Consider the following 18881-nt stretch of genomic DNA (forward strand, 5'->3'; position numbering starts at 1 on the left):
TCGGCGGGGCGGGGTCCCGGACTGGGGAGGAATGCACGGATGCGCCTGGAATAATGCCGCGGTGACCTCCCCCACCGACGGCCTGCTCGATCCGCTGCACCCCCTCTCCGCCGGCCGCACGGCCGACTCGCTGCTCCTGCGCGCCTACCGCTCCGAGCGGGGCGAGAGGACGCCCGTCTGGTTCATGCGCCAGGCCGGCCGCAGCCTCCCGGAGTACCGGGCCCTGCGCACCGACACGAAGATGCTCGACGCCTGCCTCGACCCGGCGCTGGCGAGCGAGATCACCCTGCAGCCGGTGCGGCGCCACGGAGTGGACGCGGCCATCTTCTTCAGCGACATCGTGATCCCGCTGCGGCTCGCGGGCGTCGGCGTCGACATCGTCCCCGGGCGCGGTCCGGTGCTCGAGAAGCCGGTGCGCACGGCCGCCGACGTCGCCGAGCTCGCCTCGATCGACCCGTCCGTGCTCGACGAGACGCTCGAGCCCATCCGCGAGGGCGTGCGCCGCACCGTCGCGGGCCTCGGCGACACACCACTCATCGGCTTCGCCGGCGCTCCCTTCACCCTGGCCGCCTACCTGGTGGAGGGCGGCCCGTCCAAGGACCACCTGCGCGCGCGGACGATGATGCACGCCGACCCCGCCGCCTGGGCTCAGCTGATGGAGTGGACCGCCGAGGTCACCGGCCGCTTCCTCCGCGCGCAGGTGCTCGCAGGGGCCAGCGCCGCGCAGCTCTTCGACTCCTGGGCCGGGGCGCTCTCGCTCTCGGACTACACGACCCACGTCGCTCCCGCCTCCGCGCGCGCCCTCGTCCACGTGCGCGACCTCGCATTCGACCACGGGGAGACGCGCCGCAACGTCCCGATCGTGCACTTCGGCGTCGGCACCGGCGAGCTGCTCGGAGCGATGCACGGCATCGGCGCCGACGTGGTGGGCGTCGACTACCGGATCCCGCTCGACGAGGCCAACCACCGCCTCGGCGGCTTCGTGCCGGTGCAGGGCAACGTCGACCCGGCGCTGCTGACCGCGCCGTGGGAGGTCCTCGAGTCCCACGTCGACGACGTGCTCCGCCGGGGCCTGAGCGCCCCCGCGCACGTGCTCAACCTCGGCCACGGCGTGCCGCCCGAGACCGACCCCGACGTGCTCACGCGCCTCGTCGCGTTCGTGCACGCCTGGCGGCCGTGAGCGAGGAGCGCCCCCGCGACGCGGCGTCGTACGACGTCGCGGTCGTCGGCGGCGGAGTGGCGGGGCTCGCCGCCGCCGCGGAGTGCCTGCGCATCGGCCTGCGCGTCGTGGTGCTCGAGGCGGGGGAGCGGGTCGGCGGCTCCGTCTCTCCGCTCGCCCTGGCCGGAGCCGCGCTCGACGCGGGCGCCGAGAGCTTCGCCACCCGCGGCGGCCACGTCGAGCGGGCGCTCGCCGCGCTGACCCTCGACGGCGTCCCGCTCGCCGAGTCGATCGTCGAGCCCCGGACGCACGGCTCGTGGCTGCACCTCTCGGGCGGCCGCTCCGTGCCGTCGCCCCGGGCCGGCATCCTCGGCATCCCCGGCACGCCGCTCGCCCCCGACGTCGTGCGGGCGATCGGCCGCCGCGGCGCCTGGCGCGCCTGGCTCGACACCCTGATGCCGGTGCTGCGCATCGGCCGCGCGCACTCCCTCGCCGAGCTGGTGCGCACCCGGATGGGCGAGCGCGTGCTCGAGGACCTGGTCGCGCCGGTCGTCTCCGGCGTCTACTCGAGCCGGCCGGACGACATCGACGTCGACCTGGCCGCACCCGGACTGAACGGCGCGCTCACCCGCGCGGGCTCCCTCGCCCGGGCCGTGGCCGCCCTCCGCGCGAACCTCCCGGCCGGAGTCGCGGTCCGCGGGCTCGAAGGCGGGATGCACCGCCTGGTCGCCGCGCTGGTCCAGCGGATCGACTACCTCTCCGGCGAGATCCGCACCGGCGCCTCCGTGCAGCGGCTCGAGGGCTCCGACGGGGATTTCGTCCTGACCCTCGCCGACGGCGCTCTGAGCGCCCGAGCGGTGATCGTCTCGACCCCGGAGCGCGACGCCCGGGCGCTGCTCGCCGGCCTCGCTCCCGCCGTCGCGGAGCGCGCCGACGAGGCGCCCCACGACTCCGTCGAGCTGGTGACCCTGGTCCTCGACGACGCCCGCCTGGACGCAGCCCCCCGCGGCTCCGGCGTGCTCGTGGCGCCCACCGCCACCGACGTCACGGCCAAGGCGATCACGCACGCGACCGCGAAGTGGGACTGGCTGGCCGCCTCCCTCCCTCCCGGCCGCCACGTGCTGCGCCTCTCCTACGGGCGCCCGGGCGAGCGCCCGCCGCTCGAGGGGCGCACCGATGCCGAGGCGGCCGCGATCGCCCTGCTCGACGCCTCGACGCTGCTCGGACTCGCCCTCGATCCGGCGTCGCTCGTCGACTCCGCCCGGGTGCGCTGGGCCAACGTCCGGCCCGCCGCGGCGCTGGGCCGCCGCGCGCACCTGGAGGCGTTCCGCGAGGCGCTCCTCCCGATCGAGGGAGTCGCTGTGACCGGCACCTGGATCGCGGGCACGGGCCTCGCCTCGGTGCTCCCGCACGCCGCCGAGACGGCCGCCCTTATCCGGCGCCGACTGGTGCGTCAAGGAGTCGGGCTGCCGAGCGACGCCCGCGACGCCGACGGCTACTCTTAGGCCCAGGCATCCGCGCGAGCGTGCGGCGTGCCCCGGCACGAGTGGTCACCGACCGCGTGGACGATCGCGAGAGCGACCCAGGACGAGGAGTAGGCGTGAAGGGCAAGATTCTTTTCGTGGCAGGAGCCGCAGCCGGGTACGTGCTGGGAGCACGTGCCGGCCGCAAGCGGTACGAGCAGATCGCCTCGGCGGCAGGCCGCTTCTGGCGGACCCAGCCGGTGCAGGACGTCGCGGGCGCCGTCGGCGGTGCCGCGAAGACCCAGCTGAGCAGCGTCTCGGACAAGGCGTACGAGGTCGTGCGCTCGGTGGTCATCAAGGCCGTGTCCGGCGGCAGGAAGGCCCAGGGAGCGAGCGACGCGGAGGCGTCGGCCGCCGCCCGCAAGGCGGCCTCGAAAGTCGACGAGGCCGCGGCGTCGGCCGGCTCCGGCGGGTCGACGACGTCCACCTCCACCAGCAGGGCCTAGTGCTCATCCCTCCGGCCGTGCCAGGCGCGCGCCGGCCGGCACGTCCCACCCTCGAGGAGCTCCCGTGGTGAACGAACGCAATCCCAAGAACGCCCGATCGCTGGGAGAGCTGGTCAGCGACCTGCCCGGCCTCGTGATCGAGCTCGTCAAGGCCGAGGTCGCCTCGCTGAAGAACGAGCTGGCGGGCAAGGCGAAGAGCGCGGGTCTGGCCGTCGGCCTGTTCGCGGTCGCGGCCTTCCTCCTCCTGACCGCGTGGGCGACGCTGGTCGCCTTCGCGATCATCGGCATCGCCTCCTGGCTTCCGGCCTGGCTGTCGGCGCTGATCGTGACGGTCTTCTTCCTCCTGGTGGCCGTGATCCTCGCCCTCGTCGGCGTGCGCACCATCAAGAAGGCCGTGCCGCCGGTGCCGCAGGACTCGATCAACAGCATCAAGAAGGACGTCCAGGCGTTCAAGGGAGTGGGCAGCTATGACAACTGAGCGATCCGTCAGCAGCACCACGCCCCGCTTCGTCGACCCGGCGGAGCTGAAGCCCGGCCAGCTGAAGGCCGACATCGAGCGCGCTCGCTCCGAGCTCGCCGCGACCCTCGACGCGATCGAGTACAAGGTCAACGTGCCGCGCAAGGTGCGTACCGCCCAGCGGACGATCGAGCGCAAGCTCCAGGTGGTGCGCCGCCAGAACCCCTCCGCGCTGATCGCCGGAGCGGTCGGCGCCGCCGCCGCCGTGGGCCTCGTCGTCTGGGGCGTCGCGAAGCAGATCATCGAGGACTGAGTGCCGGAGGGCCCGGGGCGCTAGCGTCCCGGGCCCTCCGGCGCCAGAGCCCCCGCCGCTTTTGTGCATCGGCACGAGCGGAGGGATGATGGATCAATGACCGATCAGACCGCCGGCACGGCGGGTCCCGTTCAGTCCGCCCCCGACACGAGCGCCGCCGCTCCGGCGCCGCAGCCCCCCGCCGATCAGGATCACTCCGATCAGGCCCTGGGATACACGCTCTGGGCGGTTCTCCGCAGGGATCCCGCACGTCCGTTCACCCTCTCCAGCGACGCCGTGGATCCCGCGGTGAAGCAGTACGAGCACCTCGTCGCCCAGCTCGAGAGCGAGGGCGTGACCGTCCGCGGCACCTACGACGTCTCGGCCCTGCGCGCCGACGCCGACATCATGCTGTGGCTCACGGGCCCGGCGCCCGAGGAGCTGCAGCGGGCCTACCGCGAGCTGCGGCGCACGGAGCTGCTGGTCGGCCTCCTGCCGACGTGGAACGCGATGGGCGTGCACCGCGACGCCGAGTTCAGCTCGAACCACCTCCCCGCCTACATGCGCGGGAAGGCGCCGGCCCGCTGGCTCACGGTCTACCCCTTCGTCCGCTCCTACGAGTGGTACATCCTCCCCGAGGAGGAGCGCCGGGCGATGCTCGCCCAGCACGGGCGCCAGGGCTCGCGGTTCCGCTCCGTCCTGACCAACACGGTCGCCTCGTTCTCGCTCGGCGACTACGAGTGGATCCTCGCCCTCGAGGACGAGGAGCTCGTCAACCTCGTCGACCTCATGCGCGACCTGCGCGCCACCGAGGCCCGCCGCCACGTGCGCGAGGAAGTCCCCTTCTACACAGGCCGGCGCATCGACGCCGACCAGATCGCCGAGGTGCTCCGATGAGCGACACGACCAGCGAGCCGATCCTCGTCCGCGGGGCCACCCCCGCGGCGGCGTCCGGCCCCGAGCACGTCGAGGTCCCCGTGGCCTACGACGCGATCCTCCTCGCCGGCTTCGGCGGGCCCGAGGGTCAGGACGACGTCATCCCGTTCCTCCGCAACGTCACCCGCGGCCGCGGCATCCCGGAGGAGCGCCTCGAGGAGGTCGCCCACCACTACCGCCACTTCGGCGGCGTCAGCCCGATCAACGCGCAGAACCGCGCGTTGAAGAAGGCGCTCGAGGCCGAGCTCGCGAACCGCGGCATCGACCTCCCCGTGCTCTGGGGCAACCGCAACTGGGCGCCCTACATGAGCGAGGCCGTCGCCGAGGCGAAGGAGCGCGGGTTCACCAACCTGCTCGCCATCGCCACCAGCGCGTACTCCTCCTTCTCGTCCTGCAGGCAGTACCGCGAGGACTACGCGGCGGCGCTCGACGCGACCGGCCTCGAGGGCGAGCTGCGGATCGACAAGGTGCGCCAGTTCTTCGACCACCCCGGCTTCGTGATGCCGTTCATCAAGGCCGTCCACAACGGGCTCGACGAGCTGCGCGAGCGGATGCCCGACCTCGATGTCACGTCCGAGGTGGAGGTGCTGTTCTCGACGCACTCGATCCCCATGGCCGACGCCGAGCGCAGCGGACCCCACGAGCGCCACGACGACGGCACCGTCGTCGACGTGCACGAGTTCGGACCGGGCGGCGCCTACGAGGCGCAGCACCTCGCCGTCGCCGAGGTCGTCATGGCCGCCGCCACGGACGAGGACGTGCCCTGGCAGCTGGTCTACCAGTCGCGCTCCGGCCCGCCCACCCAGCCCTGGCTCGAGCCGGACATCAACGACGCCATCGCGGAGCTGCCGGCCCGCGGCCGCCGCGCGCTGCTGATCGTCCCGCTCGGCTTCGTGTCCGACCACATGGAGGTCATGTGGGACCTCGACAACGAGGCCCTCGAGACCTCGGAGGAGCACGGACTCGTCGCGCTCCGCGTCGCGACCCCCGGCACGGACCCGGTCTACGTCTCCGGCCTGATCGACCTGGTCCTCGAGCGCGTCAACGGCGTGCCGACCGAGGACCGGCCCTCGATGACGGCGCTCGGCCCCTGGTACGACGTCTGCCGCCCCGGCTGCTGCGAGAACGTGCGAGCGGGGTTCAAGCCCGCCCTGGCGGGAGTCGCACCGTGATGAGGAGTCGTCTGTCGTGAGCATCAGAGTCGGCACCCGCGCGAGCGCGCTCGCGGTGGCGCAGACCCGGATGACGGCCGATCTGATGTCGGCCGCCGCGGGGGTCCCCGTGGAGCTGGTGCGCATCGAGTCGGACGGCGACCGCATGCGCGGCTCGCTCGCCTCCCTCGGCGGCACCGGCGTGTTCGTCAGCGCCCTGCGCGACGCGCTGCTCGCCGGGCGCTGCGATGCGATCGTGCACTCGCTGAAGGACCTGCCCACCGCTCCGGTGGAGGGCCTGCTGCTCGGAGCGGTCCCCGAGCGGGAGGACCCGCGCGACGCGCTCTGCGCCCGCGACGGGCTCACCCTGGCGACCCTGCCGGTCGGAGCCCGCGTGGGCACGGGCTCGCCCCGTCGGCGCGCGGCGCTGCTGGCCGCCCGTCCGGACCTCGAGATCGTGGACATCCGCGGCAACATCGACACCAGGCTCCGGAGGGTGCTGCCCGGCAGCGACTCGCCGCTGGACGCGATCGTGCTCGCCCTGTCCGGCCTGCGCCGCCTCGGCCGGGTCGACGCGATCACCGAGGTGCTCGGCTTCGACGTCTCCCCGCACGCCCCCGGTCAGGGAGCGCTGGCCATCGAGGTGCGCGACGAGGAGCCGTCGGAGGAGCTGCGTGCCGCTCTCGCGGCGGTCGAGCACGTGCCGACCCGCGCGGCGATCACGGCCGAGCGGTCGCTCCTCGCCTCCCTCGAGGCCGGGTGCGCCGCTCCGATCGGAGCCTCCGCGGTCGTCGAGGAGGACCGCGTGGTCCTGCACGGCGTGGTCTTCGCCGTCGACGGCACGGCGTCCCTCGCACGAGAGGTCGCGGAGCCGGTCGATAACGGTTCGGTCGGCGGTGGTCGACACCGGGCGGATCCGCAGTATGGTGGTCGCGAACTGCCCGTCGTCGAAGCCGCGTTCCGTTGCGGCTCTCTGCTCGCTGACGCGCTTCTCGGTGCGGGTGCCGCCGAACTCGCACCCCTGGGAGCCCCTTCGTGATCGTCCCCGCCGCCTACTCCCAGTGGGAGAAGCCGTTGCAGGGGTGGCGCATCCTCGTCCCCCGCGGAGGCCCGTGGGGAGACGGTGTCGCCGCCGCTCTCCGTGCCAAGGGAGCCTCGCCCGTCGTCGCTCCGATGATCAACTTCGCGCCGACCGACGACTTCCCGGCGCTCGAGCAGGCCCTCGCCGACCTCGAGGCCGGCGCCTTCGACTGGATGACCGTCACGAGCGCCACCACGGTCGACGTCCTGTCCCTCCTGCGCACCACCGTGCCCGCCAGCACCAAGGTGGCGGCGGTCGGAGAGACCACGGCGGCCGCGCTCGTCGCCGCCGGCTACTCCGTCGACCTCGTCCCCTCCGAGGACAACTCCGCCCGCGGCCTCCTGGCCGAGTGGGAGGAGGCGACCGGCGGTCGGCACCCCCTGCGCGTGCTGACGCTGCGGTCCGAGATCGCCAAGCCGCTGCTCACCGAGGGCCTCACCCGCATCGGGCACGACGTGCGCTCCGTGGTCGCCTACCGCACGGTCGGCGTCCCGGTGGAGGAGCGCGTCGTGGCGGATGTCGCCGGCGGAGCCGTGCACGCGATCCTCGTCACCTCGGGCAGCGTCGCGGAGCAGGTCCAGAAGCAGCTCGGCCCGGTGCCCGAGTCGATCCTCGTCGCCGCGATCGGCCCGCAGACCGCGAAGGACGCCCGCGACTTCGGCCTGCGCGTCGACGTCGTCGCCGATGAGCGCTCGGCCTCCTCCCTCATCGACGCGGTCGCCGCCGTCGCCACGGAGCGCGCTCCCCGCTGAGCCGCCTCTTCGGCGCGACGTCGGCCGGGAGGGGCGGGCCTCGCCCCGCAGCGCAGCGACCCGCCTCTCGGCAGATGTGGTGCGTCCGGAGCACCTCCACCGGGTGGGGCGTCCGCGCTCCCGGGAGGTGCTCGGCGGGGCGGGATTACGCTGGAGGACATGACTGCCATCCGCCCGCGCCGCCTCCGCACGACCCCCGCACTCCGCCGTCTCGTCCAGGAGACGCGCATCCACCCGGCGCAGCTGATCCTGCCCCTCTTCGTGGCCGAGGGGATCAACGAGGCCCGGCCGATCGGGTCGATGCCGGGGGTGATGCACCACTCGCTGGACAGCGTCCGCGGAGCGGTGACGGAGGCGGCCGAGGCGGGGATCGGCGGCGTGATGCTGTTCGGCGTGCCCACCACGCGCGACGCGGTCGGCTCCGGTGCGACCGACCCCGACGGCGTGCTCAACGCCGCGACGCGGGTCGTCGTGGAGGAGGTCGGCGACGCGCTGGTCGTGCAGACCGACCTGTGCCTGGACGAGTTCACCGACCACGGCCACTGCGGTGTCCTCGACGACCGCGGGCGCGTCGACAACGACGCCACGCTCCTCCGCTACGAGGAGATGGCGCTCGCCCAGGCCGAGGCCGGCTCCCACCTGCTCGGGCTCTCGGGGATGATGGATGGCCAGGTCGGAGCGATCCGCGCCGCTCTCGACGGCGCCGGGCACCTGGACACCGCGATCCTCGCGTACTCGGCGAAGTACGCCTCCAGCTTCTACGGTCCGTTCCGCGAGGCCGTGCAGTCCACGCTGGAGGGCGATCGCCGCACCTACCAGCAGGACCCGGCGAACCGCCGCGAGGGCCTGCGCGAGGCGACCCTCGACCTCGCCGAGGGCGCCGACGTGGTGATGGTGAAGCCGGCCATGAGCTACCTCGACGTGCTCTCGGACGTCGCCTCCGTCTCGGACGTGCCGGTCTGGGCGTACCAGGTGTCGGGGGAGTACGCGATGATCGAGGCCGCCGCCGCGAACGGCTGGATCTCGCGCGAGCCGGCGATCCTGGAGTCGGTCACGGGGATCCTCCGCGCGGGGGCCGACGCGGTTCTCACGTACTGGGCCGTCGAGATCGCTCGCGACCTGCTGAAGTAGCCGCTCCTACTCCCGGGAGCGAGCCTCGGCATCTCGTCCGAAAGCGCTCCTCCGGCGCGAGGGCGCCGGGCGGCGCGCGTACCCTGGAGGGGTGACCACCTCGGCGAACGACACCCTGTACGAGCGTGCCCGGCACGCGATCCCCGGAGGCGTCAACTCGCCCGTCAGAGCGTTCCGCTCGGTCGGCGGGACCCCGCGCTTCATGGTCTCGGCCGCCGGCCCGTACATCACGGACGCGGACGGGCGCGAGTACGTCGACCTCGTCTGCTCCTGGGGCCCCGCGGTCCTCGGGCACGCGCACCCCGAGGTCGTCGCGGCAGTGCAGGAGGCGGCCGCCCGCGGTCTCTCGTTCGGCGCGTCCACTCCCGCCGAGACGGATCTCGCCGAGCAGGTCGAGGCGCGGATCACGGCCGGGGGAGTCTCGCCGATCGAGAAGCTCCGCCTGGTCTCCACCGGCACCGAGGCGACGATGACGGCGATCCGCCTCGCCCGCGGCGTCACCGGCCGCGACCTGCTGATCAAGTTCTCCGGCCACTACCACGGCCACTCCGACGGGCTGCTCGCCGATGCCGGCTCCGGTCTCGCGACCCTCTCGCTGCCCGCCTCCGCCGGCGTCACGGCCGCGACCGCGGCCCAGACGATCGTGCTGCCGTACAACGACCTCGAGGCGGTGCGCGCGGTCCTGGCCGAGCGCGGCGCCGACATCGCGGCGGTCATCACCGAGGCCGCGGCCGCCAACATGGGCGTCGTCGCTCCGGACCCGGGCTTCAACGCGGCCCTCGCCGAGCTCGTGCACGCGAACGGATCGCTGCTGATCATGGACGAGGTGCTGACCGGCTTCCGGGTGAGCGCCGGCGGCTGGTGGGGGCTCGAGAACCGCGGCGCCGAGGCTCCGTACCGGGCCGACCTCTACACCTTCGGCAAGGTCATCGGCGGAGGGATGCCGGTCGCGGCTCTCGGCGGCCGTGCGGACGTCATGGACCACCTGGCACCGCTGGGGCCGGTGTACCAGGCGGGCACCCTCTCCGGGAACCCGGTCGCGGTGGCCGCGGGCATCCGGACGCTGCAGCTGGCCGACGACGCGGTCTACGCCTCGCTGGACGCCACGGCGCTGACGCTCCAGCGCGAGGTGTCGGCGGCGCTGACGGCCGAGGGCGTCGCGCACACGGTGCAGACGGCCGGGAGCCTCTTCAGCTTCATGTTCACGGACCTGGGCCGGCCGGTGCGCGACTACGCCGAAGTCCAGGCGCAGGAGTCGTTCCGCTACCCGGCGTTCTTCCACGCGATGCTCGATGCGGGCGTCTCGCTGCCGCCGTCGGTGTACGAGGCCTGGTTCGTCTCGGCCGCGCACGACGACGCGGCGATCGGGCGCATCGTGGACGCGCTGCCGGCGGCGGCGAAGGCCGCAGCGGCCGCTCGGGCGTAGGCTCCGGGGCCACCCGCGGATCAGGCGGGAGGCGCCCGCCGCACCGGAGCGGCGGACGTCCCGCGCGCCCGGCCGCCGGCGTGCGGCGACCGGGCAGGGGCCCTCAGCCCCGGCGCGAGACCGACTTCGGCAGCACGAACACCAGCGCGAAGGCGGCGACCGCCATCAGGGTGCTGAGGAGCATCGCGGGAGCCGCGGCGTCGAGGAAGCCCGAGGCGACCGTGTCCGGACCCGTGATGACGAGGCTCCCGAACAGCACGCTGCCGATGACCGCGATGCCCACGGCCGAGCCGATGCGCTGGATCGCCGAGATCACGCCGCTCGCCGCGCCAGCGTCCTGCGGGTCGACGGTCGAGACGATGAACTGCACGTTCGGGGCGATGAAGAAGCCGTTGCCGAGGCCCGCGATCAGCAGCGGCGGCAGGAGCTGCCAGTTGCTGATCGAGTCCGGGGTCGCGGTCAGCAGCACCAGCCAGACCCAGCCGAGCCCGATGGCGAGCAGTCCGCTGCCCATCACCAGGACGTTGCGCCCCAGGCGCGCGGTCATCCGGTTGCTCTGCGAGGAGCTGATGATGCTGCCGATCGCGAAGGGGATCGACACCAGGCCCGACTCGAGCGCGGTGTGGCCGAGGCCCGACTGCCAGAGCAGCGAGATGGTGAAGAAGATGCTCGTGAAGGCCGCGAAGTAGACCAGCGCGAGGATCACGCCTCCGGTGAAGGCCGGGTGGCGGAACAGCGACGGCGGCACCAGGGGAGCGCGTCCGCGGCGGACGTGGAGGACCTCCCAGGCGCCGAACGCGGCGAGGAGCAGGACTCCGCCGGCGATCGAGAGGAAGGTCCACAGCGGCCAGCCCTCGTCCTCGCCCTGGATGAGCGGGACGAGCAGGGCGACCAGGCCGCCGGAGACGAGGACGAGGCCGAGCCAGTCGACGCCTCCGCTCGGGGCGCGGTCGCCGGCCTCGAGGTCGCGGCGGGCGGGGAGGAGGACCGCGGCGGCGATCAGGGTCGCGACGCCGATGGGCAGGTTCACCCAGAAGACCAGGCGCCAGCCGTTCTCGTCGCCGAAGGCCTGGATGATCAGGCCGCCGATGATCGGGCCGAGCGCCGACGAGACGCCGAGGACCGCGCCCATCACCGCGAAGGCCTTGCCGCGCGAGGGGCCGCGGAAGAGGAGCTGGATGTAGGCGTTGACCGCCGGGACGAAGACGCCGCCCGCCAGGCCCTGCACGATGCGGGCGATGACGAGCTGGGTGTCGTCCGCGGCCAGTCCGCACGCGAAGCTGGCGACGGTGAAGAGGGCGATGCCGCTGACGAAGACCCACTTGTGCCCGAAGCGGTCGCCGAGGCGGCCGGCGGGGATGAGGGCGAGGCCGAACGCGAGGGCGTAGCCGGAGATGATCCAGGAGAGCGTCGACTCGGAGGCGTCGAGCGTGGTGCGGATGGTGGGCAGCGCCACGTTCACGATCGTCGTGTCGAGCAGGGCGATGAACATGCCCGCGAGCAGGACGATCAGCGAGCGCCAGGCGCGCTTGTCGGGGGCGGGAGGGGCGCCGGTCGATCGGGCGGTCGACGTCTCGGTCATCGCAGGAGTGCCTTTCGAGCAGGGGGGGGGAGGGGGTGGTCCGTCAGACCTGTTCGAGGGACGCGACCGGATGTGAATGCTCGCAGGAGAAACCGGGTTTCCGCACGCCGGGATCTGTGGGGGCCTTCAGGCGGAGGGCGCGCCGCAGGCTCGCCTCGCGGGGCGTCAGCGGATGCGCGACTCCGCCAGACGGGCGCAGTCGATGCAGAGCTCGGCCGTGGGCCGGGCGGCGAGGCGGGCGGCCCCGATCGGGCGGCCGCACGAGGCGCAGTCCCCGTAGCCGCCGGTGCCGAGGCGGGCGCGAGCGGCGTCGAGCTCGCGCGCCGTGCGGGCGAGAGCGTCGCGGACTCCGGCCATCCGCGACCACTCGGCCGAGAGCGGCGTGCCCTCCGGGTCGTGCTCGTCATCGGCGGTGCCGTCGGCACGGTCGCGCAGGAGCTCGGCCAGCGAGGCCTCGAGCCGGGCCGCCTCGTCGCGCGTCTCGGCCTGCCGCTCGGCCAGCAGCGCGTCGAGGAGGCGCGCCTCGTCCGGATCCATCGGCATCCGACCATGCTGCCACCCACGCGGGCGGCGGGGCATCGTTGTGCGATCCGGCGCTGACCCGGCGGCGGGCGGCGGGGCAGACTAGAGGCATGCCCGTCGTGACCGTGCTCCCCGACCGCCTCGAACTCCGCCTCACCGCGGCCGAGCGACTGCTCGCGTTCCACCGCAGCGACGTCGTCGTCGACCGGTCGAGCATCCGCTCGGCGACGGTCACCGAGGACCCCTGGATCTGGGTGCGGGGCATCCGCGCGCCGGGCACCGCGGTGCCGCTCACGCTCGCGGCCGGCACGTGGAAGTTCCACGGCGGCAAGGACTTCCTGCTGATCAAGCGCACCGCCTCGGCCGTCGTGATCGACCTGGTCGACGAGGACTACTCCCGCCTGATCGTGAGCACCAAGCACGCTCCCGAGCTGATCGCGGCCCTCCAGCTGGGGACGACGACCGCGGCGATCCCCGTGATCGAGACCGACGACCTCGTGATCGTCCCCGAGGTCGCCGAGCAGGCGGAGCGGGCCCAGGCGGCCGCCGCGGAGAAGCGCGCGAAGAAGAAGGCGAAGGCGGCGGAGGCCGCGGCCGTGGCCGCGGAGGCGGCGGGTCCGGCGACGGTGGTCGAGGGCCGGGAGGCTGCGAGCGGCGGGAGCGCGGCGGCAGCGGCGACCGCGGCTCCGGACGCGGACGGCGCCGCGGAGGACGTCGCGGCTCCGACGGAGTCAGCAGCGGGGGCCGCTCCGAAGAGCCCGAAGGCCACTCCGAAGGCCGCTCCGAAGACGAGTGCTCGGACCGCCGCGAGCACGCCGGCCGGGTCCGGGGGATCCGCGCCCGTGGACGTCATCGGCTCCGAGCCGATCGAGTCCGCAGCCCCGGTGAAGCCCGCGGAGCCGAGGCCCGCCGAGCCGAAGCCCGCGGAGCCGAAGCCCGCCGAGCCGAAGTCCGCGGGATCGAAGCCCGCGGAGCCGAGGCCCGCCGAGCCGAAGCCCGCGGAGCCGAAGCCCGCCGAGCCGAAGTCCGCGGGATCGAAGCCCGCCGAGCCGAAGCCCGCCGGATCCGAGTCCGCCGAGCCCTCCCCCGCGAAGCCGGCTCCGGCCGCGAAGCCCGCGCCGAAGCCCCGCACGCCGGCGAAGCCCCGCGCCGCGCGCCCCGACTCCTCCGTCGGTCACGCGTCGGCCGAGCCGAGCGGCGCCACCGAGGCTGCGGAGTAGCGCACCGCCGCACGAGCAGCCGCCCCGCAGCGCCGGCCGGGGCGCCCCCTCCTCCACGCTCGAGGCGGGCGGACGCCCTCCGGCGACGCCGTGCACTCAGGCGCGGACGTCCACCAGCGTCCGACCATGCGAGCGGCCGGCGAGCACGTCCTCGGCCGCGTCGACCGCCCCGCCGAGCGGCACCGTCGTCGTCAGCTCGTCGAGCAGCTCCAGGTCGAGGTCGTGAGCCAGGCGGCGCCAGGCCTCCTCGCGGAGCTTGCGCGGCGCCTCCACCGAGTTGATGCCGGCCAGCGTCACTCCGCGCAGGATGAACGGCATCACGCTCACCGGCAGGTCCGGCCCCTGCGCGAGACCGCATGCCGCCACGGACCCGCCCCACCGCGTCTGCGCGAGGGCGTTCGCGAGCGTGTGCGAGCCGGCGGAGTCCACCGCTCCCGCCCAGCGCTCGGACTGCAGCGGCTTCCCGCCCTCCTGCAGCTCGGCGCGGTCGATGACGTCGGAGGCGCCCAAGCGCTGGAGCAGAGCGCCGTGCTCGCCGAGCCGGCCGGTCGAGGCGACGACCTCGTGGCCGAGGCGCGCCAGGAGCGCGACGGCGAGCGACCCCACGCCTCCCGAGGCCCCCGTCACCAGGACGGGACCGCTGCCCGGTCGCACGCCGTGCCGCTCGAGCGCCAGCACGGCCAGCATCGCCGTGAAGCCCGCGGTGCCGATCGCTCCGGCCCGTGCCGCCGAGATGGCGCCGGGCAGCCGGAGCAGCGACGCGGAGTCGACACGCGCCCGCTCGGCGAGCCCGCCGTCGTGGCGCTCGCCGAGGCCGGCGCCGTTGAGCACCACCCGGTCGCCGGAGTCGAAGCGCTCGCCCGCCTCGCCGTCCGCGTACTCCACGGTGCCGACCAGGTCGATGCCGGCGACGAGCGGGGTGCGGCGCACGATCCCGGGACGCCCCGCCAGCGCGAGGGCGTCCTTGTAGTTGACGCTCGAGTACTCGACGGCGATCGACACGTCGCCGTGCGAGCGGTCGGGGTCGTCGCGCTCGAGGAGGCGGGCTCGGTTGGGGGTGTCGGTGTCGGAGTCGGAGTGCCGCTCGACGACGATGGCTCGGTACATGGGCCCACGCTACGCCCGCGGGCCCGCGGCCGGGCGGTCAGTTCAGGGGTCGGGTGCCCTCGGGGAGCGATCCGCCGGAGTAGAGGGCGGCGGCCGCGTCCTGGAGCGCTGTCAGGGCGACGCGCTGCGTCCACGGACCGTAGGAGACGCGGGCCAGCCCGAGCTCCTCGAAGCGGGCGGGGGACTGGGATCCGGGGACGCCGATGACGCTGACGCGCTGCCGCCCGAGGGTGGCGACCAGGGACTCCAGCTCGGCGTCCTGGAGCAGCCCGGGGACGAAGAAGCAGGTGGCGCCGGCGTCGAGGTAGGCGCGGCCGCGCTCGACGGCGTCGGCCAGGACCTCGCCGCGGTCGCGGTCGCCGGCGCGGAGGAACACGTCCGTGCGGGCGTTGAGCGCGAAGGGCACCGCCTCCTCCTCGGCCGCGGCGACGGCCTTCTCGACCGCCCGCAGCGCCTCCGGGAGCGGCTTCGCCTGGTCCTCGAGGTTCGCGCCCACGACGCCGATCCCGATCGCGCGCCGGACCGTCTCGCCCGCGTCGCCGTACCCCGCCTCGAGGTCGGCCGAGACCGGGACCTCGACGGCGGCGACGATGCGCTCGATCATGCCCAGGTGCAGCTCCAGCGGGATCCGCTCGCCGTCCTCGTAGCCGAACGCCGCCGCGATGGAGTGGCTGGCGGTCGCGAGCGCCCGGGTCTCCGGGAGCGCGGCGATCGTGGTCGCGCTGATCACGTCCCAGACGTTCACCACCTGCAGCAGCTCGGGGGCGGTGTGGAGGTCGACGAGGGTGCGTCCGCGCGCTTCGATGCTCATGGCACGAGCGTAGGGCCCGCGTGCGCGGCGCAGGCCGCCGCATCGCAGTCCGCGCACACGACGAGCTGGGCGCGGCAGGAGGGGTCGGTGCAGTTGCGCATCCGGCTGGTCGGCGCGGCGCACGAGGTGCAGCGGCCCAGCACCTCGGCGTCGGGGGAGAAGGAGACGGAGCCGCGGCCGTCGAAGACGTACAGGGCCCCCTTCCACAGACCGCGGTCGCGCCGCGCCTCGGCGTAGCGGACGACGCCTCCGTCGAGCTGGTACACCTCGCCGAAGCCGCGCGTCGTCATCAGGCTCGACAGCACCTCGCAGCGGATGCCGCCGGTGCAGTACGTGACCACGGGCCGGCCCTTGAGGTGGTCGTAGACGCCGGCGTCGAGCTGCTCGACGAACTCGCGGGTGCTGGAGACCCCCGGCACGATCGCCCCCTCGAACCTGCCGATCTCGGCTTCGAAGGCGTTGCGGCCGTCGAAGAGCACCACGTCGTCGCGCTCGGCGACCAGGGCGTCCAGCTGGTCCGGGTCGAGCCGCGGAGCCGTCCCGACGACCCCGTCGGCGTCCACCCGCAGCTCGTCGGGCGCGCCGAACGAGACGATCTCGTCGCGCACCTTCACCGAGAGACCGGGGAAGTCGAGGCTGCGGCCAGCGTCGTCGAGGCCGGAGCCGTCGCTCCACTTCACCTCGAGCCCGCGGAAGGCCGAGTACTCGCGGGTGCGGCGGACGTAGCGCTTCAGGGCGTCCATTCCGCCGCCCAGCGTGCCGTTCACCCCGTGCTCCGAGATCAGCAGGCGCCCGCGCAGGCCCAGCGACTCGCACAGCTCGCGCTGCCAGAGCCGCACGGACTCGGGGTCGGCCAGCGGCACGAAGCGGTAGAACAGGAGGATCTTCGGCAGCACCGGCACATCCTACGAGGACGTCCGGACCGGGGCGCGGCGTGTGGCAGCATCGTCGGGTGCCCGACGCCTCCGCCCCCGTGCCGCACTCCCGCCTCGAGGACGTCTTCGGTCTCGTCACCGGTGCGTTCGTCGTGTCGCTCGGCCTCTACCTGCTGCGCGCGAGCCAGGCGGTCACGGGCGGCACCGCGGGTCTCGCGCTGCTGCTGGGGTACCCGCTCGACATCCCGTTCGGCGTGATCCTCGTCACGGTCAACGTGCCGTTCCTCGCCCTCTCGCTGTGGAAGAAGGGCTGGCGGTTCACGCTGCGGACCATGTTCTCGATCGTGCTGGTCTCGGTCCTGGCGGGGCTGCACCCGCTGGCGTTCGGCGAGCTGCGGATCGAGCCCGTCTACGGCGTCCTCACGGGCGACGTGCTCGCGGGGATCGGCCTCCTGATCCTCTTCCGGCACGGGTCGAGCCTGGGCGGATTCAGCATCGTCGCCCTGATCGCGCAGGAGCGGCTCGGCTGGCGGGCGGGCTACGTGATGATGGCGCTCGACGCGTGCGTGGTCGCGGCCGCGCTGCTGGTGGTGCCTCCGCTGAACGTGCTGATCTCGGCGGCGGGAGTGGTGGTGCTCAACCTGGTTCTGGCGTTCAACCACCGGCCCGGGCGCTATCTCGGGTCCTGACCCCCTCCGCAAGCCCTTCGGCGCAAACCGCCGGGTTCCTAGGCTGAGGGCGCGGGCCCCCGCCCGCCCTTCCCGAACGGAGAAACCGGATGTCCGACTGGACCTACGACCCCTACGCCCGCCTCGGCGAGGTGCCGACCTTCGCGCTCGAGAGCGACGACATCGCCGACGGTGCGCCCCTGTCCGCCCGCCACTACGGCGAGGGCTCCGGCGGGGAGGACGTCTCGCCGCACCTGCGCTGGTCGGGAGCCCCCGCCGAGACGAAGAGCTTCGCCGTGACGGTGTTCGACCCCGACGCGCCCACCGGCTCCGGCTTCTGGCACTGGGCCGTCTACAACCTCCCGGCCGACACCACGGAGCTCCCCACGGGAGCCGGAGCCGCCGGCTTCGAGCTGCTCCCGTCGGGCGCGCAGACGCTGCCCAACGAGATGCGGCTGCGCCAGTTCGTCGGAGCGGCGCCGCCGGACCGCGAGCACCGCTACTTCTTCGTGGTGCACGCCCTCGACGTCGAGTCGCTCGACCTCGATCCGGAGTCGACGCCGGCGATCCTCGGCTTCAACGCGCACTTCCACACCCTCGCGCGGGCGCAGATCGTCGCCACGGCGACGCCGGACGGCGCGAAGGGCTGACCCGCTCCGCGGGGAGCGCGCGCTACCCGAAGAGGGTGCGCGCCTCCTCGTAGCGGGCGTCCGGGACCGTCTTGAGGGTGCCGAGCGCCTCGGCGAAGTCCACGTGGTAGATGTCGGTGCCGCGCAGGGCGACCATGCGGCCCCAGTGCTCGGCGACGACGGAGTCGATGGCGGCCATGCCCAGGCGGGTCGCGAGGACGCGGTCGAACGCGGTGGGCGTGCCTCCGCGCTGGATGTGGCCGAGCGTCGTGGCGCGGGTCTCGATGCCGGTGCGCTCCTCGATGAGCGGGGCCAGCAGCTCGCCGATGCCGCCGAGGCGGGGCCGGCCGAAGGCGTCGAGGCCGCGCTCGGAGTGGGCGTCGTCCATCGTGTCGAGCGAGAAGCCCTCGGCGACCACGACGAGCGGTGCGCGCCCGCGGTCCTGCGCGCTCTGCACCCACTCGACGATCTGGTTTAGGGAGGTGCGCTTCTCCGGGATGAGGATGACGTGGGCGCCCGCGGCCATGCCGGAGTGCAGGGCGATCCAGCCGACGTGGCGGCCCATGACCTCGGCGACCATGCAGCGGCCGTGCGAGTCGCCGGTGGTGCGGAGGCGGTCCATCGCGTCGGTCGCGATGCCGACGGCGGTGTCGAAGCCGAAGGTGTAGTCGGTGGCGCCGAGGTCGTTGTCGATGGTCTTGGGGACGCCGACGATCTTGAGGCCCGCGTCCGTGAGGCGCTTGGCCGCCGCCAGGGTGCCCTCGCCGCCGATCGCGATGATCGAGTCGATGCCGTTGCGGTCCATCATCTCGGCGATCTTCTCGGGGCCGCCGTTCTCGCCCTCGAAGGGGTTCGTCCGGCTGGTGCCGATGATCGTGCCGCCCTGCTTGGCGATGCCCTGGATCTCGGGGCGGCCCAGGGGCAGGAGGTCGCCGTCGACCACTCCGCGCCAGCCGTTCCGGAAGCCCACGAACTCCTGGTCGTAGACCTTGATGCCCTTGTAGACGGCACCGCGGATGACGGCGTTGAGGCCGGGGCAGTCGCCACCGGAGGTCAGGATCCCGATCTTCACCCGCTCAGGTTAGAGGACCCGGTGAACGGATGTGCACGCGG

The 18881-nt window shown here is 73.8% G+C and carries 20 protein-coding genes; 14 read left to right on the forward strand and 6 right to left on the reverse strand.

Annotation, left to right across the window (positions count from 1 at the left end):
- Positions 1–31 precede the first annotated feature (31 nt).
- The 11 genes from hemE (at position 32) to hemL (ending at position 10354) form a co-directional block, all read left to right on the forward strand.
- Complete coding sequence (gene hemE / locus C5D36_RS04260) at positions 32–1180, forward strand: uroporphyrinogen decarboxylase (RefSeq protein ID WP_104222882.1); 1149 nt, start codon at positions 32–34, stop codon at positions 1178–1180.
- The gene (locus C5D36_RS04265; RefSeq protein WP_244229490.1) at positions 1177–2664 is read left to right on the forward strand and encodes an NAD(P)/FAD-dependent oxidoreductase; all 1488 of its coding nucleotides are present in this window, start codon (positions 1177–1179) and stop codon (positions 2662–2664) included. The genes hemE and C5D36_RS04265 overlap by 4 nt, the downstream gene beginning before the upstream one ends.
- A gap of 95 nt (positions 2665–2759) precedes the next feature.
- The gene (locus tag C5D36_RS04270) at positions 2760–3128 is read left to right on the forward strand and encodes a hypothetical protein (protein WP_146085379.1); all 369 of its coding nucleotides are present in this window, start codon (positions 2760–2762) and stop codon (positions 3126–3128) included.
- Between the two features lie 67 nt (positions 3129–3195).
- Complete coding sequence (locus tag C5D36_RS04275) at positions 3196–3606, forward strand: phage holin family protein (protein ID WP_258062864.1); 411 nt, start codon at positions 3196–3198, stop codon at positions 3604–3606.
- The gene (locus C5D36_RS04280) at positions 3596–3898 is read left to right on the forward strand and encodes a DUF3618 domain-containing protein (protein ID WP_104222879.1); all 303 of its coding nucleotides are present in this window, start codon (positions 3596–3598) and stop codon (positions 3896–3898) included. The genes C5D36_RS04275 and C5D36_RS04280 overlap by 11 nt, the downstream gene beginning before the upstream one ends.
- Positions 3899–3994: 96 nt before the next feature.
- Positions 3995–4774, forward strand: coding sequence for a hydrogen peroxide-dependent heme synthase (hemQ, locus tag C5D36_RS04285; protein WP_104222878.1), 780 nt, complete (start codon positions 3995–3997; stop codon positions 4772–4774).
- Positions 4771–5985: a ferrochelatase gene (locus C5D36_RS04290; protein ID WP_104222877.1), complete on the forward strand. Its 1215-nt coding sequence runs from the start codon at positions 4771–4773 to the stop codon at positions 5983–5985. Before hemQ ends, C5D36_RS04290 begins: the two co-directional genes overlap by 4 nt.
- A gap of 16 nt (positions 5986–6001) precedes the next feature.
- The gene (hemC, locus tag C5D36_RS04295) at positions 6002–7003 is read left to right on the forward strand and encodes a hydroxymethylbilane synthase (protein ID WP_104249903.1); all 1002 of its coding nucleotides are present in this window, start codon (positions 6002–6004) and stop codon (positions 7001–7003) included.
- Positions 7003–7797: a uroporphyrinogen-III synthase gene (locus C5D36_RS04300; protein WP_104295301.1), complete on the forward strand. Its 795-nt coding sequence runs from the start codon at positions 7003–7005 to the stop codon at positions 7795–7797. Before hemC ends, C5D36_RS04300 begins: the two co-directional genes overlap by 1 nt.
- 159 nt (positions 7798–7956) lie before the next feature.
- Complete coding sequence (hemB, locus tag C5D36_RS04305) at positions 7957–8928, forward strand: porphobilinogen synthase (protein WP_104295257.1); 972 nt, start codon at positions 7957–7959, stop codon at positions 8926–8928.
- Positions 8929–9019: 91 nt separating this feature from the next.
- Positions 9020–10354, forward strand: a complete 1335-nt coding sequence (gene hemL, locus C5D36_RS04310) for a glutamate-1-semialdehyde 2,1-aminomutase (protein WP_104295258.1) — start codon at positions 9020–9022, stop codon at positions 10352–10354.
- Positions 10355–10457: 103 nt separating this feature from the next.
- Here the strand turns inward: hemL and C5D36_RS04315 are convergent, their stop codons facing one another.
- Both C5D36_RS04315 and C5D36_RS04320 read right to left on the reverse strand, forming a co-directional pair.
- A complete protein-coding gene (locus C5D36_RS04315; RefSeq protein WP_104233092.1) occupies positions 10458–11936 on the reverse strand; it encodes an MFS transporter in 1479 nt (492 codons plus the stop codon).
- Positions 11937–12101: 165 nt separating this feature from the next.
- Positions 12102–12479, reverse strand: coding sequence for a TraR/DksA family transcriptional regulator (locus tag C5D36_RS04320; RefSeq protein ID WP_258060010.1), 378 nt, complete (start codon positions 12477–12479; stop codon positions 12102–12104).
- A gap of 89 nt (positions 12480–12568) precedes the next feature.
- Between C5D36_RS04320 and C5D36_RS17270 the strand changes: the two genes are divergently transcribed.
- The gene (locus tag C5D36_RS17270; RefSeq protein ID WP_308471292.1) at positions 12569–13678 is read left to right on the forward strand and encodes a hypothetical protein; all 1110 of its coding nucleotides are present in this window, start codon (positions 12569–12571) and stop codon (positions 13676–13678) included.
- 96 nt (positions 13679–13774) lie between these two features.
- On the opposite strand, the gene C5D36_RS04330 is transcribed toward C5D36_RS17270, so the two are convergent.
- The 3 genes from C5D36_RS04330 to C5D36_RS04340 are packed head-to-tail and all read right to left on the reverse strand — an operon-like array spanning position 13775 to position 16492.
- Entirely contained in the window at positions 13775–14785 is a 1011-nt protein-coding gene (locus C5D36_RS04330; RefSeq protein ID WP_104295259.1) for an MDR family oxidoreductase, read from the reverse strand.
- A gap of 37 nt (positions 14786–14822) precedes the next feature.
- Entirely contained in the window at positions 14823–15596 is a 774-nt protein-coding gene (locus tag C5D36_RS04335; protein ID WP_104249898.1) for an isocitrate lyase/phosphoenolpyruvate mutase family protein, read from the reverse strand.
- Positions 15593–16492, reverse strand: coding sequence for a rhodanese-related sulfurtransferase (locus C5D36_RS04340; protein WP_104295260.1), 900 nt, complete (start codon positions 16490–16492; stop codon positions 15593–15595). Before C5D36_RS04340 ends, C5D36_RS04335 begins: the two co-directional genes overlap by 4 nt.
- A 56-nt stretch (positions 16493–16548) precedes the next feature.
- Here C5D36_RS04340 and C5D36_RS04345 point away from each other — a divergent pair, with 56 nt between their 5' ends.
- Together C5D36_RS04345 and C5D36_RS04350 are read left to right on the forward strand one after the other, a co-directional pair.
- Positions 16549–17160: a YitT family protein gene (locus C5D36_RS04345; protein ID WP_244230588.1), complete on the forward strand. Its 612-nt coding sequence runs from the start codon at positions 16549–16551 to the stop codon at positions 17158–17160.
- An 89-nt stretch (positions 17161–17249) separates the two neighbouring features.
- Complete coding sequence (locus C5D36_RS04350) at positions 17250–17789, forward strand: YbhB/YbcL family Raf kinase inhibitor-like protein (protein WP_104295261.1); 540 nt, start codon at positions 17250–17252, stop codon at positions 17787–17789.
- Positions 17790–17811: 22 nt separating this feature from the next.
- Here the strand turns inward: C5D36_RS04350 and C5D36_RS04355 are convergent, their stop codons facing one another.
- The gene (locus C5D36_RS04355) at positions 17812–18840 is read right to left on the reverse strand and encodes a 6-phosphofructokinase (RefSeq protein WP_104226151.1); all 1029 of its coding nucleotides are present in this window, start codon (positions 18838–18840) and stop codon (positions 17812–17814) included.
- Positions 18841–18881: the final 41 nt, after the last annotated feature.

It is taken from the genome of Rathayibacter sp. AY1C6 (genome assembly GCF_002931535.1).
Lineage (GTDB): Bacteria > Actinomycetota > Actinomycetes > Actinomycetales > Microbacteriaceae > Rathayibacter.